General features: G+C 65.0%; 12 protein-coding genes. 4 read left to right on the top strand and 8 right to left on the bottom strand.

Going from position 1 to position 13879, the window contains the following annotated elements:
- On the bottom strand, window positions 1-1513 hold a 1513-nt coding region (locus tag AS156_RS44835; RefSeq protein ID WP_245313026.1), incomplete at its 3' end, for a M1 family metallopeptidase.
- Between the two features lie 298 nt (window positions 1514-1811).
- Between AS156_RS44835 and AS156_RS23605 the strand changes: the two genes are divergently transcribed.
- Complete coding sequence (locus AS156_RS23605; protein WP_066509205.1) at window positions 1812-3266, top strand: GH1 family beta-glucosidase; 1455 nt, start codon at window positions 1812-1814, stop codon at window positions 3264-3266.
- Between the two features lie 11 nt (window positions 3267-3277).
- On the opposite strand, the gene AS156_RS23600 is transcribed toward AS156_RS23605, so the two are convergent.
- From AS156_RS23600 to AS156_RS23590, 3 genes are all read right to left on the bottom strand, one after another.
- Window positions 3278-4345, bottom strand: coding sequence for a maleylacetate reductase (locus AS156_RS23600; RefSeq protein WP_066509472.1), 1068 nt, complete (start codon window positions 4343-4345; stop codon window positions 3278-3280).
- Between the two features lie 88 nt (window positions 4346-4433).
- Window positions 4434-5927: a flavin-containing monooxygenase gene (locus AS156_RS23595; protein ID WP_066509203.1), complete on the bottom strand. Its 1494-nt coding sequence runs from the start codon at window positions 5925-5927 to the stop codon at window positions 4434-4436.
- A gap of 116 nt (window positions 5928-6043) precedes the next feature.
- Window positions 6044-6493, bottom strand: a complete 450-nt coding sequence (locus AS156_RS23590; protein WP_066509201.1) for a cupin domain-containing protein — start codon at window positions 6491-6493, stop codon at window positions 6044-6046.
- Window positions 6494-6739: 246 nt separating this feature from the next.
- Between AS156_RS23590 and AS156_RS23585 the strand changes: the two genes are divergently transcribed.
- The 3 genes from AS156_RS23585 to AS156_RS23575 all read left to right on the top strand — a co-directional run bounded on the left by AS156_RS23585 (window position 6740) and on the right by AS156_RS23575 (window position 9100).
- Window positions 6740-7753 (top strand): AraC family transcriptional regulator, encoded by a 1014-nt coding sequence (locus AS156_RS23585; protein WP_066509199.1) that lies wholly within the window; start codon window positions 6740-6742, stop codon window positions 7751-7753.
- 109 nt (window positions 7754-7862) lie between these two features.
- On the top strand, window positions 7863-8726 hold the full coding sequence (locus AS156_RS23580; RefSeq protein ID WP_066509197.1) for a S1C family serine protease: 864 nt from the start codon (window positions 7863-7865) through the stop codon (window positions 8724-8726).
- Window positions 8723-9100 (top strand): response regulator transcription factor, encoded by a 378-nt coding sequence (locus AS156_RS23575; RefSeq protein WP_066509195.1) that lies wholly within the window; start codon window positions 8723-8725, stop codon window positions 9098-9100. Before AS156_RS23580 ends, AS156_RS23575 begins: the two co-directional genes overlap by 4 nt.
- A gap of 322 nt (window positions 9101-9422) precedes the next feature.
- Here the strand turns inward: AS156_RS23575 and AS156_RS23570 are convergent, their stop codons facing one another.
- From AS156_RS23570 to AS156_RS23555, 4 genes are all read right to left on the bottom strand, one after another.
- A complete protein-coding gene (locus AS156_RS23570) occupies window positions 9423-10799 on the bottom strand; it encodes a sensor histidine kinase (protein WP_066509194.1) in 1377 nt (458 codons plus the stop codon).
- Complete coding sequence (locus AS156_RS23565; protein WP_066509193.1) at window positions 10786-11478, bottom strand: response regulator transcription factor; 693 nt, start codon at window positions 11476-11478, stop codon at window positions 10786-10788. Before AS156_RS23565 ends, AS156_RS23570 begins: the two co-directional genes overlap by 14 nt.
- 128 nt (window positions 11479-11606) lie before the next feature.
- A complete protein-coding gene (locus AS156_RS43455; protein WP_066509192.1) occupies window positions 11607-12173 on the bottom strand; it encodes a hypothetical protein in 567 nt (188 codons plus the stop codon).
- A gap of 290 nt (window positions 12174-12463) precedes the next feature.
- The gene (locus AS156_RS23555; protein ID WP_066509187.1) at window positions 12464-13702 is read right to left on the bottom strand and encodes an ABC transporter substrate-binding protein; all 1239 of its coding nucleotides are present in this window, start codon (window positions 13700-13702) and stop codon (window positions 12464-12466) included.
- Window positions 13703-13879: the final 177 nt, after the last annotated feature.

Genomic DNA, 13879 nt, shown 5'->3' with positions numbered 1-13879 from the left:
CCTGCCGCAGCGTCAGGTGCTGCGAGGCGCCATCGCAGACGGTCTCCGCCACGACGAGCGGCACGCCGTCCTGTTCGGTGAAGGACGCGGCCACGCCCGCGATCTTCTTGCCGGCGACGCTTTCCAGCGCCTGCCAAAGGTCGGCGGTGGTGCTGTTGCCGTAAGCATGCGCAGCCATGTATTTGCGGATGCCGTCGCGGAACGCCTGCTCGCCGAGATAGTTCTCGAGCATCCGGATCAGCGCCTGGCCCTTGTTGTAGGTGATGGCGTCGAATGCCGTGACCGCCTCGCTGTGATCGGCGATCGGCTGCTGGATCGGATGCGAGGTGCGGCGCGCATCGAGCGTCATGGCGTACTGCTTCGCGCCATAGCCGTTCAGCCAGTTCTGCCATTGCGGATAGAAATGCTCCGAGGCCTTGGTCGCCATCCAGCTCGCGAAGCCTTCATTGAGCCAGAGATTGTCCCACCAGGCCATGGTGACGAGGTCACCGAACCACATATGCGCCATTTCATGCGCGATGATGCCGAAAATGCCGCGCCGTGCCGACTCCGCATTGGTCGCGGGATCGAACAATAGCCGGCTCTCGAAGAAGGTGATGCCGCCCCAATTCTCCATCGCGCCGCCGAACCCGCCGGGCACCGCGATCAGGTCGAGCTTGGGCAGCGGATACTTCACGCCGAAATAGTCGTTGTAATAGGCGAGCAGCTTGACCGCGCTGTCGAGCGCGAACCGCCCTTGCTCCGTCTTATCTTCCGTCGTCACCACGCCGACGGTGACGCCGCCGGCGTCCGCAGTGATACGCTCGAGCTCGCCCACCGTGAGCAAGAAGAGGTAGCTCGACATCTTCGGCGTCGGCGCGAAAGTAACCTTCTTGAGATTGTTGTTGACCGGCTCCTCACTTCTAACGGGCATATTGGCGACCGCGAGCAGATTGCGCGGGATCACGACTGATAGCGCAAAGGTCGCCTTGAACGCTGGCTCGTCCCAGCACGGAAATATCCGCCGCGCGTCCGCCGGCTCCAGCTTGCTTGAAATCATCCGCTTCATGCCGGTCCGGGTCGGGTAATCGACCGAGAACAGGCCGGAACCGAACTTGTTGATCTGCGCAGCGAACGCGATGTGCAGTCTGTGCTGGCCCGCCGCGAGCGGCTGGGGAAAGGTCAGCGTCGCCGTCTGCGTGGTCGCATCGGTCGTGACCGCGGCGCGCTGTGCGCCGTCATCGACAGTCACATCGCCGAACGTCGTGCTGATCGTGTTCAACGTGACCCGCGCGGTCGGCTCGCGCACCTCGATGTCAACGGTCTCGACGCCGGGCAAGGCAAGATTCGTGAAGTCGGGGGTCAGCTCGACTGCATAGCTCACGGGGATCACCGTCTTGGGCAACTTCCCTGGCGTGCTGTCGAAGGAAAATGTCTGTTCGGCATGCGCGGCAGCGGCCGCCGACAGCATCATGGCCGCCGCGGCAACACGACGCAGAAACGCCCATCGGCGTTGATTAGCAGGCTTGTTCATTGCGCGGCTCGATGAGAACTCTGGAAAATGTTCAGGCGTCATTTTCGGCGGGAGTTAGCGGGGAATTTAGAGGAGAAGATGTCACCATGATATTGACAACTCTGCGACCTCGACCCTGCAACCGCTCGCATCTATTGACACGCATTTGCTATCAGGCGGCCGTTTGCGCGCTGGTTGCCCGACAGCAGGATGAGAGGTTAACGTGCTCGCACGTCCTGCTGCAGCCGGCGATCGAGGCTTTTCCCCGGCGTCGGCCGAGCACACCACCAAATCGACAAGAACCCGACGGGAGCCAGTCATGTTCGGTAAATTCTCGCGCCGGGAGTTTGGAGCCCTTGCAGGTCTCTCGGCGCTCGGCCTGTCGGCCCCCGCCCAGGCGGCGAAGGGCCTGCCGCGGCCGGACGGTGCGAATTTTCCCGCCGGTTTCATCTGGGGCACCGCGACGTCGGCCTACCAAATCGAGGGCGCCGTCACCGAGGACGGCCGCGGCCGCTCGATCTGGGACACGTTCACACACACATCAGGCAAGATCGAGGACGGCACGACCGGCGATCGCGCCAATGATCACTATCACCGCTACAAGGAGGATGTCCGCCTCATCAGGGACCTCGGCGCAAAGGCCTATCGCTTCTCGATCGCCTGGCCGCGCGTGTTTCCGGACGGCACCGGCGCGCCGAACCCGAAGGGCCTCGACTTCTACAACCGTCTGATCGACGACCTGCTGGCCAACGGCATTGAGCCTTACGCCACGCTCTATCACTGGGACCTGCCGCAGGCACTGCAGGATCGCGTCGGCGGCTGGCGCTCCAGCGACACCTCGAAGGCATTCGGCGACTATGCCGGCTATGTCGCACAGCGGGTGACCGACCGCGTGAAGAACATCTTCACCCTCAACGAGGTCGGGCGTTTCCTCCCCTTCGGCTACGCTCTCGGCGTCGACGCGCCCGGGTTGAAGCTGCCGCCGGCGGAAGTGAACCAGGCGCGCCACCACGTCGCCCTGGCGCATGGGCTCGCGGTCCAGGCGATCCGCGCCAAGGGGCGTGCGGGGACGCGGGTGGGTCCTGCCGAGAACATCACGGCCTGCGTGCCCGCGATCAACACGCCGGCGAATATCCGCGCGACCGAGATGGCCACGCGCGAACTCAATGCGGGTTTTCTCGGCGTCGTCCTCGAAGGCAAGTACACCGAGGGCTTCCTGCAGTATGCCGGCGCGGACGCGCCAAAGTTCACCGCAGACGAACTGACGATCATTTCGCAGCCGAACGATTTCGTCGGATTGAACATCTACGCTCCGCATGCCTATGTCCTCGCGACCGACCACGCGCCGGGCTGGAAGCCGCTGCCGATGCCCGCGTCGTTCCCACACATGAACTCGGAATGGCTGCGGATCGCGCCTGAGGTGATCTACTGGGCGCCGCGGATTGCCGCCAAGATCTGGAACATCAAGAGCATCTATATCAGCGAGAACGGAACGTCTGGCGAGGACAAGGTCCATCCGGACGGCCAGATCTACGATCTCGACCGCATCATGTACCTGCGCAACTATCTCACCCAGCTGCAACGCGCGACCGCCGATGGCGCCCCGGTCCACGGCTACTTCCTGTGGAGCCTGATGGACAATTTCGAATGGATCTTCGGCTACGAGAAGCGCTTCGGCCTCTACCGGGTCGACTTCGAAACCCAGGCCCGTGTGCCGAAGCTGAGCGCGGCATTCTATCGCGACGTGATCGCACGCAACGCGATCGGAGTGTGACTCGGGATGCCCTATCCGGCCTGGGGCCGTGCGCCGGCCCATGCCCGCTTGAGCAGATCGTAAATCCCGGCTTGCTCGATCGGCCGCGGATTCCAGTAGGGATTCCTTGTCGCGAGTTCGGCGGCCCTTGCGATGCCGTCTTCCGGCATGCCGATCTCGGCGAGCGAGCGCGGCGCACCGAGCCTTGCCGACAGCTCGAACAGGCCATCGGCCGCATCAGGTGCACCCAGTGCCTTCGCGGCACGGCCGATCGCATCCGGTGCGGCCGGTGTGTTGTAGGCGATGGTGTGCGGCAGCAGCACGGCGTGGGTCTCGGCATGCGGCAGGTCGAACAAGGCGCCGACCGTGTGGCAGAGCTTGTGATGCAGCGCCATGCCGACGGTGCCAAGGCAGACGGCACACAACCACGCGCCATAGAGCGCATCCGAACGCACCTCCAGATCGCGTGGCCGCGCCATCACCTCCGGCAGCGACGACGCCAGCTTTGCGATCGCCTCTTCCGCCATCAGCGAGGTGATCGGGTTGCCGTCCCGCGCATACAGCGCCTCGGCGGCGTGGGCGATCGCGTTCAGCCCGGAGATCGCGGAGAATTGGGCCGGCATCGAAACGGTCAGGTTGACGTCATAGATCACGGCCTCGGGCAGGATCTTCGGCGATGATTGCGTGGTCTTGACGCCGTCGACGGTTTCGCCGAGCACCGGCGTCATCTCCGAACCGGCATAGCTGGTCGGCAGGATCAGTTGCGGCAAATCGGTGCGCAGCGCGATCGCCTTGCTGAGGCCGGTTGCGGCGCCCGCCCCGATCGCGACGACGCCGTCGGGCTTCAGATCGCGCACGACCTGCATCGCCTGCTCGGTCACTGCGACGGGCGTGTGCACCACGGCGCCCTCGAACAGCCCGGCCATGCGGCCACCAGTCAACGCCGCGAGATCGCCGAGTTCCGCATGTTGCCGCCGGCTCGCCAGCACCAGCGCTCGCGTGATGTTGAGACGCTCAAGCTCGTCCGCCAGATCAGCGATGGTGCCGACACCGAACACCACCCGCATCGGGCTGACCTGATAGGTGAAGGATTGCGACATGCTGCTGCCCTCGCTGGCCTCCGGCGTGCTACCGCCGCACAGCAGGGGTGTTTCAACCACCTTCCCGATCCAGTCAACCGCGACGTTCTCAAGCCACCGCCTTGTAATCAGGCGCGGTCGCCAGGAAACGTGCATAGGCGTCCGCGTCGGGTGGCGTGAATTTCTCGACGAGCGGGTTGCGGCGCCGTTTGGTGGTGCCGATGTCGACCAGCAGTTCGTCGAAATGCTTGAAATGGTAGGGCGCCACGCACAGCCCGCCATAGACGCCGGCCGCCGGCCGCTCGACGCGCCTGAAGTTCAGCATCATCGCGATGTTGTCGTGCATCTCGGTCGCGCTCGGCTGACGTGCCAGCTGGCCGTCGGCGTAGCGCACCAGCCAATTCGCGGCCAGATCCGCACACAACACGGTGCAGAAGCTCGAGTTGAACCCGACGAAGCCCATGTCGGGCAGGTCAGGATTGGCGATCAGGCGATACAGCCGGTACTGCCCGTCAGGTTCGACCAGCTTCGCTTGATACTCTTGCGGCAGGAACGGCACGCCGAGCTTGTAGCCGATCGCGAGCGCCGCCACATCCGCGGCGACGCGCTGGCCGCCGCTCATCACGATGGTCTTACCGTCATAATGATCGAACGTGCCGCGCACCGCCTTGATGCGGCCGTCAGCAACCATCGGATAGAAGCCGGGGGTTGCGATCGGCACCGAGCAGTTGACGCCGTCTTCGATCCGTTCCTTCGGCACCATGTTGCACCGCTTGAGCTTGAGCTGCATCTTCAGCATGCTCTCCAGCCCGCGCCAGTTCGCCCAGACCAACGGCTTGGCGACCGCGTGCGCCAGGCGCGACATCGGGCCGATGCCCCAGCTACGGAACATCTCCTCCTGCGCGCGGATGTAGAGGATGCGCTTGAAGTTCACGAGCCCGCCCACGAAGTAGGGAATCCGCCAGACCGGCTCGCGAAACACGATCGTCACCTCGCTGGCGCCGGAGTTGACCGCGTTGACAGCGAGGTCGGTCGCCGATTTCGAGCCGCCGAGCACGACCACCTTGCGCCCCTTGGCGAGCGTGGGATCGCCGTATTGCGACGAATGCAGGATCTGGCCGCCCTGCGCCTTGAAGCCGTCTTCGCCCGGCAACGGCAGCGTCTGAGGCTCGTTGAACTGCCCGGTGCAGACCGCGACAAAGTCGAAATCCTCATGGCCGGCGGCGCCGTCGGTCGAGCGCAGCTCGAGCCTCCAGCCTGGTTTGCCGTCGGGGCGACGGTTCATGGCCTCGACCTTGGTGTTGAACCGCATCGCGTCATTGAGCCCGTGGCTGCGGGCATATTCACTGAGATAGGCGTGGACCTGCGGGCCCTTCGGCCATTCCGGATAGGCCTCCGGCATCGCCTTGTCGGTGTAGCGATAGAGCTCCTTCGGGCTCTGGGTCTGGACATCGGGATAGGAGCGCGCCGGCTCCCAGACGCCGCCGAGATCGCCGCTGCGCTCGATGATCGTCACCTTGTGGCCGCGCGTGGCGAAGGCCTTGCCGGCCGCGAGCCCGGATATGCCGGCGCCGATGACGCACACATGCTTCTGCTTGACCATGAAACCGCTCCTAGATGAGTGAACAGATCCATTCCTTACGCGCAGGCATCCCCGTCATCGCCGGAGCCCGCCCCGGCGATTGTCGCGTCGCGTACGCAATGTTTTTGGCTGCCGGCCTAGTCGTTGGCTTCGGGTGGCAGGAAATCCACCTCGTGCTCGGCGGAGACGCGCACCACTTCGGCGGGGTCCTGCAGATTGTGCAGCTTGTCGAACAGCGCCTCGAGCTTCTGCATCGGCGACACCCAGAACAGCGCCCGCGCCGGCTTGTCCGATTTGTTGAAATAGCCGTGCGGGATACCGCGCGGCATGCGCACGAGATCGCCGGCCTTGGCCTGCACCCAGACCCCGTCGAGCTTGAGGTCGAGCACGCCTTCCTGCACCAGGATGAACTCGTCCTGGGTCGGGTGAATGTGCACCGGCACGAACTGGCCGGGCTCACTGTTGGTTTCGAATGCGAAGGTCGAGTCGGTGACCGCTTTCGGGTAGTAGACCTGACCAAGGATATTCCAGGTCTTGCCGCCGTAGCCGGTGCCCTCTCGGGTAATGCCTTTCTCGAGCGTGCCCATGTCAGCCTCTCCAGTTTTGGTGCGCATTGCGGACACGGAGCCTGTCGCCAGCCCGCGGGGCTGTCTAGCCGATAAACGAATCCCACATCCGGCAGGATCATGCTGCAATGCGGAAGCGATCAGCGTCGGCGCCTCGCCTGCCTGCGCAACGATCGGGCAGATTGCCGATGGAATTGCGTTCCCCTTTGCCGGCAGATGCATTAGGCTGACGATATTTTAGACCTCAAACAACTTCGGACGGCTGGCGTGATTGCAGCGAGCAACGAGGTTTCGGCAACGGAAAGGCTGAAGGATTTCGCGCGCGTTGCGACGGCGCGCGTCGACGATGCTGCCGAGGCGATCGGCCGCATCTTCTGCCCGCACGACCTGACGCCGGTCGATCACTCCGGAGGAGATTTTTTCGCGCTCCACAATTGCGCGAGCTTTGACGGGTTCTCCTTCAACTATGTCGCTTACGGCGGATCGGTCGCAATCAATCCCGGCTGCCTTGATCGCTTCTTCCTGCTGCAGGTGCCGCTGCACGGCTCGGCGTCGGTGCGCACCGCAGCCTGCGAGGTGATGACCGGACCGCGCCACTGCGCATCGCTGCTGTCTCCGACCATCCCGACCGCAATGACGTGGCGCGGCGACTGCGCCCAGCTGATCCTGCTGCTCGACCGCAAGCTGGTCGAGCATCGCGCCGCGGCGCTCGGCGGTGTGGCCGTGCGCCCGATCGAATTCAATCCGGCAGTCGATCTTTCCGGATCGCTCGGCCAAGCGCTCGCGGCGAGGATCGAGCATCTCGTCGCGCTGGCTGAGCAGCTCGGGCCGCACAAGTCGCTGTCCGCGATCGCGTCGGCCGAATGGCGCGGGGCGTTGCTCAATGCCCTGCTCAACGACCAGCGCAACAGCCTCAGCTCGGCCATCGACGTCTTCAGCGGCCGCGCCGAGACCCAGCCGGCTCCGCTGAAGCGGGCCCGGGCCTATCTGGAGACACGGGCGACCGAGCCGCTGGATCTCGCCGAGCTCGCCGATGTCGCCGGCACCGGCATCCGCGCGCTGCAGCTCGGCTTCCGCCGCCACTTCGGCACCACGGTAAGCGACATGCTGCTCGACATCCGCCTCGCCCAGCTCAACGCACGCCTGAAGACGGCCCGGCCCGGCGAGCGCATTGTCGATATCGCCTTCGACCTCGGCTTCACCCATCTGAGCCGGATGGCGAGCGCCTATCGCGCCAAGTTCGGCGAGAGCCCGAAGGCGACGTTGCACCGGCTGAGCTGAGGTTCCGCCTCGAACGCCGTGTGGACCGGCGCGGCCGGCCCCTGCCCATCCGGCCAGTTTCGTCTCCCGCCGCGGCACCCCAGATTGAGGGAAGCAACAGGAGCTTCCCATGACCGACCCGACCACCCTCGCCTCATTATCTTCCGCCCTGGCGGACACGGTCGCGCGCGCGGCGCCGGCGATCGTGTCGGTGCATTCGCATCGCTCGCGGGCCTCCGGCTTCGTCTGGAAACCCGGTCTCGTGATCACCGCCGACGAGGCGCTGGCCGACGAGGGCGAGATCGAGATCCAGTTCGCCGACGGCAGCAGGAAACAGGCCACCATCGCCGGACGCGACCACACCACCGATATCGCCCTGCTGCGGGTCGACACCGATGTCGCACCGGTCAAGCTGTCGGCCAGTGTTCCCGCACTCGGATCGCTCGCCGTGGTCGTCGCGGCGGACCGCGGCGCTGCGACCGCGCGGCTCGGCATCGTTTCGCTGTCGGGTCCTGCCTGGCGCAGCCTGCGGGGCGGCGACATCGACGCAAGGATTGAGCTCGACGTCCGGCGGCACAGCCAGCAGGGCGGGCTGGCGCTGGATGCGTCGGGAGAACCGTTCGGCATGGCCGTGCTGGGTCCCCGTCGCGTGCTGACGATCCCGGCCGCGACCATCGAACGCGTCGCCGCACAGCTCGAGACCTCCGGCCGCATCGCGCGCGGATATCTAGGCCTCGGCCTGCAGCCGGTGCGTCTCGATGACGGCATCGGCGCGATGGTGATGAATGTCGACAAGAACGGCCCGTCGGCTGCCGCCGGCATCCGGCAAGGCGACGTGATCATCGCGGTCAATGACGAGCGGCTGTCCGGCGTTCGGGCGCTGCTGCGGACATTGGGACCGCAGAGCGTCGGCCGGGTCGTCGACGTAACGGTCCGTCGCGGCGGCGAGCCGCAGCACTTCAGGGTGACGATCGGCGAGAGGCCGGAGACGTGAGCAATGAGAGTACGCCGGAGATCGTGATCTCGCTCGAGATCGACGATCCCGTGCTTGCAGACCGGTTGGCGACGCTGCTTGGCGGCGTCGCCGGCTTGCGCCTTGCAGCGCCCGGCGAAGTGGCCGCAGCGGCGGTGGTCTCGCGCGATCACGACAAGGCTGCCTCGGCAGATGACTTCGAGCTGACGCCGCGCGAGCTCGACGTGCTGGCGCTGCTCGCCGAGGGCGCCTCGAACAAGATGATCGCCAAGCGCCTCGGCATCTCCGTTCACACTGCCAAGTTTCACGTCGGCTCCCTGCTCGACAAGCTCGATGCCACCGGCCGCACCGATGCGGTCGCGCATGCGGCACGGCGTGGGGTGATCAATTTGTGAGGCTGAGGCGGCGGCGCCAGCGCGATAGAGCGAGACGAGGTCTCACCACTCGTCGTCCCTGCGAAAGCAGGGACCCATACCCCGCGGCGGATGTTGTTGAGGGGACTCGTCGTTCCAGCGTCGCTCAACGATGACCATTTGTGGTTATGGGTCCCTGCTTTCGCAGGGACGACACCGAGTGTGTTGCGCGGCCGGTGAGTCACACATCCGCATTCTCGCGACATGATCTGTCCGAGGCTCGTCTTTCGTTCCGCCCTCTCTTGAACAGAGAGCGCAGGGAAGCCTGGTGCCGATCGCACCCATGAGTCCCGTGCAACCTACCCTACGATCCCGTCGACGCGGGGAAGCACAGCCTGAACAACAGGCCCGGAGCATTGTCCTGCAGCTCGATGCGCGCGCCATGCAGGCTGGCGACGGCCGCGACAAGGCTGAGGCCGAGGCCGTTTCCCGGCGTGTAGCGGCTCTGCTCGAGGCGGTAGAAGCGCTTGAAGACGTGGTCGTGCTGGTCGGCGGCAATGCCCGGCCCGTCGTCGGCGACGGAGATCACCGCACCGCCCTCGCCGTTGCGGCAGGTCACGGTGACCTTTCCCCCGGCGCGGCCGTGCTTGATGGCATTGTCCACGACATTGGCGATCGCATCGAACAGCAGGTCACGATCGCCGGTCACCGGCACCTCGGGATCGCCGGTGAGATCGAGGCGGGTCGTATCGCGCTCGGCTGCGGCATCGTAGAGCTCGACCACCTCGCCCGCGATCTCGACGAGATTGACGGTGCGAAACGCATCCTTGCGGGCCCGTGTCTCGATCTCGGAAATCCGCGTGATGGAGGCGAACATCGCCAGCACCGTGTCGAGATCGGCAATGGTGTCGCCGATCAGGGCCGCATCGCTTTCGCCGTTGCGCGGACAATGATAGGCCTTCTCGAGCCGGCCGCGCATGCGGGTCAGCGGCGTGCGCAGATCGTGCGCGATGTTGTCGCTGGCCTGCTTCACCTCGCCCATCAGCGTCTGGATGCGATCGAGCATCTGGTTGAGATTCTCGGCGACGCGATCCCATTCGTCGTGGCTGCCGTGAAGCGGGATGCGCTGGTCGAGCCCGGAGAGCATGATGGCGCGGCTGGTTGCGTTGATCGACTCGATCCGGCCGACTGTCCGCCGCGTCACCCCGATACTGGCGACGGCGGCCAGCACGAGGATCAGCACGACCACCGCAATGCCGGCCGCCCGGATCTGCGTGGTGAAGCCGTCGAGATCGCCGATGTCGAGGCCGACCAGCAATCGATCGCCGTTCGGCAGCGTCTCTGCCCGCCCCCGCACCAGCGCGTCCGCTGCGGAGCGCGGTGGCACCGCCGCACGAAACTCGCTCCAACCCTGATCCGCGGTCCCGGCCGGCCACTGCGCGAGGTTTCCGGCGAGGACCGCCGATGCACTATCGACGAGGACGTAGACGTGATCGGCAAAACTCTTGTCCGCGATGCGCTGTCCGATCAGCGCGACCAGGGCATCGCGCCCGGATCGCGCATAGGCGTCATGGAGGTTCGCCTGCTCGGTCATGATCGCGTGATCGGACCGGCTGCGGACATAGGAGACCGTCGACCAGTAGACATAGGCGAAGATCACCGAGACGATCAGGCCGAAAGTGCCGATGGCGATCAGCGCCAGGCGAAACGTCGATGAGCCAAGGGTCTTAGCCAGGAGCACGGAGGCAATATCCGATGCCGCGGATCGTATGGATCAGCGGATAGGCTTGCTGGTCATCGACCTTGCGGCGCACCCGGCCGACATAGACATCGATGATGTTGGTCGACGGATCGAAATGCAGATCCCACACATGCTGCAGCAGCATGGCGCGCGACACCACGCGGCCTTCGTTGCGCGCGAGATATTCGAGCAATTGGAACTCCTTCGGCAGCAGCGGAATCTTCCGGCCGCCGCGGCTCGCCGTCCGTGAGATCAGGTCGACCGCGAGGTCGCCGACCCGCAGGATGGTCTCCTTGGCAACGGTCTCACTGCGCCGGCCCAGCGCCTCCAGGCGCGCCAGCAGCTCGACGAAGGAGAACGGCTTGACCAGATAATCGTCGCCGCCGGCGCGCAAGCCGCGCACGCGGTCGTCGACCTCACCGAGCGCGCTGATGATCAGGAACGGCACGACGATGCCGTCGTCGCGCATCTGGCGCATGACGGCGATCCCGTCGATATCCGGCAGCATGCGATCGATCGTGATCACCGCATAATCGCGCGCTGCGCCATGGTTCAGCGCCTCGCGGCCGTTCGCAGCCAGATCGACATCGTAGCCGCTGGTGGTGAGTTGATCGACTAGCTGACCCGCGGTCTCCGGATCATCCTCGACCACGAGAATACGGCGGTGAGCTCCGGTCATCGTCTTGAACTCTCCGAGGTCTTGAGCTCTCCGAGCGCCCCGCGCGACGGCCGCCACCAGACTATCCCATTCCGGGGCTGGATGGAACGTCTGGCGACGACCGCGCGTCAACGGTGCGGTTCGTGGCGCTAGTACCAGTAGTCCCCGCACGTGTTGACCCACTGCCATCCGTAAGGCGTCCGCGCCCTGCGCCAGCAGCCGTCGTAATAGTCGGCATACACGAAGGGCCCGCCGAAGAAGGCGAAGTGGCGGAAGCGATGGTGGAAGAAGGCGCGATGATGGAAGCCGTGCGGGCCGCGGAATCCGCCGCCGGCAAAGCGCGGTCCAGGCGCAAATGCCGAACGGGTCATCGGTACACCTGCGAAGCGCGGACCGCCAAAGCCCGCTGCGCCGAAACGAGCGCCGCCGAAATGCGGGCCACCACCCATGGCGGCGAAGGCAGCCCCGCCGCGCATGCCGCCTCCGAAGCCTCCGGCATGCATCCCGCCGCCAAATCCTCCGCCATGCATTCCGCCAGCGAAGCCGCCGCCGAAACCACCTCCATGGCCGCCACCGAAGCCGCCACCGCCACCACCGTGACCGCCGCCTCCGCCGCCAAAGCCGCCGCCTCCGCCGCGCGCAAGGACCGGCGGCGCAAGCGCAACAGCCGCTGCGAATGTCGCGGCCACGAGACCTGTGAAGAACGTGTGCTTCATCGAGATATCCTCCGTCGTTGAACTGCGGCGAAATACCTTTGCCGCAGGAAGAGGAGGATCAGCAGACGCAAACCGGCGGCTTCCTTCAACTTACAAATGCGCCAGATTCTGACGCGGAAGTTAGGTTCGGCGAGACGCCTTTTGCATCTCCGTTAGGAACCTTCGCGCCTCGTCACGCACGTGGAGGTGCGCTGATCCGGCGAGGTCGTGGACGCCGAGGATGCACGCACCGGGTCAATATCCGACCTCAATGAGGGCTTTCCATACACGCCAACGCCGAGCGCTTCCCTCTAGTTGGCAGCGGCTTTCACCAGACCGCAAATGCCTTTCTCGTCGGTCAGCGGCCTGAACGCCTGGTCGGCCGGAATCTTGTCGAGGACCTTGAAGTAATCATAGGGGCCCTTCGATTCTGCCGGCTTCTTGACCTCGACCAGGTACATGGCATGCACGGCCCGGCCGTCTTCGCGAACCTCGGTTAGTCCGAACAGCGGATCGTCATACTTGGTCGCCTTCATCGCCTCGACGACCTTCGCTCCGTCTGTCGCGGAGCCGACCTTGGCGACCGCCTCGAGATAATGCAGCACGGAGGAATACACTCCGGCCTGAACCATGGTCGGATACTTGCCGCCATCGAGTGCGGCGAAGCGCTTTGCGAACAGCCGCGTCTTGTCGTTGAGGTCCCAATAAAATCCGGTGGTCAGCGTCAAACCCTGCGCCGTCTGCAAGCCGAGGGCATGAACGTCGGTAAGAAAAACGAGAAGCCCGGCGAGCCGTTGGCCACGCTGGACGATCCCGAACTCGGCGGCTTGCTTCACCGCGTTGATGGTGTCTCCGCCGGCATTGGCCAGCCCGATGACCTGTGCCTTTGAATCCTGCGCCTGAAGCAGATACGAGGAGAAGTCCGCGGTGTTCAAGGGGTGGCGCACCGAGCCGAGCACCTGCCCGCCTGCCGCTTTCACGACCGCGGCCGTATCGCGCTCCAACGCATGACCGAACGCGTAGTCGGCCGTGACGAAGAACCAGCTCTTGCCTCCCCTGCGCACAATGGCCCCTCCGGTGCCGTGCGCAAGCGCCCAGGTATCATATGCCCAGTGCACGCTGTTCGGCGAACATTGCTGGCCGGTCAGGTCGGAATCTCCGGCTCCCGAGATGAGAAACACCCCGTTCTTTTCCCGCGTCACATTGCTGACGGCCAGCGCCACGCCGGAATTGGGCACGTCGGTGATCGCGTTGACATGATCGATGTCGTACCACCTGCGGGCAATCGCCGATCCGATATCGGGCTTGTTCTGATGATCGGCGGAGACGATCTCGATCTTCATGTTGTGGCTGTCGGGCTTGAAGTCCTCGACGGCCATGCGGGCTGCGATAACCGAGCCCTGTCCGCCGATATCGGCGTAGAGCCCGGACATGTCACTGAGCACACCGATCTTGACGTTTTGCGGCGCTTTTTCGGCTTGTTGCGCCTGAGCCGGTCCGGCGTAGAGCGCAAGGGTCAAAGGCATGACCAACAGGATTGATGCACGCATCGATGGTTGCTCCTTCGGGATGGCGGTTAGAAAGCAACGCCCGACGTGAGCCCGTATTCGACGCTTCGTCGACGCGGCTAGCCCTCGCCGCGCGGTCTCCGACATTGATGCAGGACCGACCTTTGCCTGATGTCGCAGGCCTCGCGCTGCTCCATCGCTGAGCGGGCGCAGGAATCA

The sequence above is a fragment of the Bradyrhizobium macuxiense genome (assembly GCF_001542415.1).
Classification (GTDB): domain Bacteria; phylum Pseudomonadota; class Alphaproteobacteria; order Rhizobiales; family Xanthobacteraceae; genus Bradyrhizobium; species Bradyrhizobium macuxiense.
This window is presented reverse-complemented; position numbering and strand designations above follow the sequence as displayed.

Coding starts and splice junctions, on each gene's coding strand:
- AS156_RS23605 (WP_066509205.1), top strand. CDS start 1,812: ATGTTCGGTAAATTCTCGCGCCGGGAGTTTGGAGCCCTTGCAGGTCTC.
- AS156_RS23600 (WP_066509472.1), bottom strand. CDS start 4,345: ATGTCGCAATCCTTCACCTATCAGGTCAGCCCGATGCGGGTGGTGTTC.
- AS156_RS23595 (WP_066509203.1), bottom strand. CDS start 5,927: ATGGTCAAGCAGAAGCATGTGTGCGTCATCGGCGCCGGCATATCCGGG.
- AS156_RS23590 (WP_066509201.1), bottom strand. CDS start 6,493: ATGGGCACGCTCGAGAAAGGCATTACCCGAGAGGGCACCGGCTACGGC.
- AS156_RS23580 (WP_066509197.1), top strand. CDS start 7,863: ATGACCGACCCGACCACCCTCGCCTCATTATCTTCCGCCCTGGCGGAC.
- AS156_RS23565 (WP_066509193.1), bottom strand. CDS start 11,478: ATGACCGGAGCTCACCGCCGTATTCTCGTGGTCGAGGATGATCCGGAG.
- AS156_RS43455 (WP_066509192.1), bottom strand. CDS start 12,173: ATGAAGCACACGTTCTTCACAGGTCTCGTGGCCGCGACATTCGCAGCG.
- AS156_RS23555 (WP_066509187.1), bottom strand. CDS start 13,702: ATGCGTGCATCAATCCTGTTGGTCATGCCTTTGACCCTTGCGCTCTAC.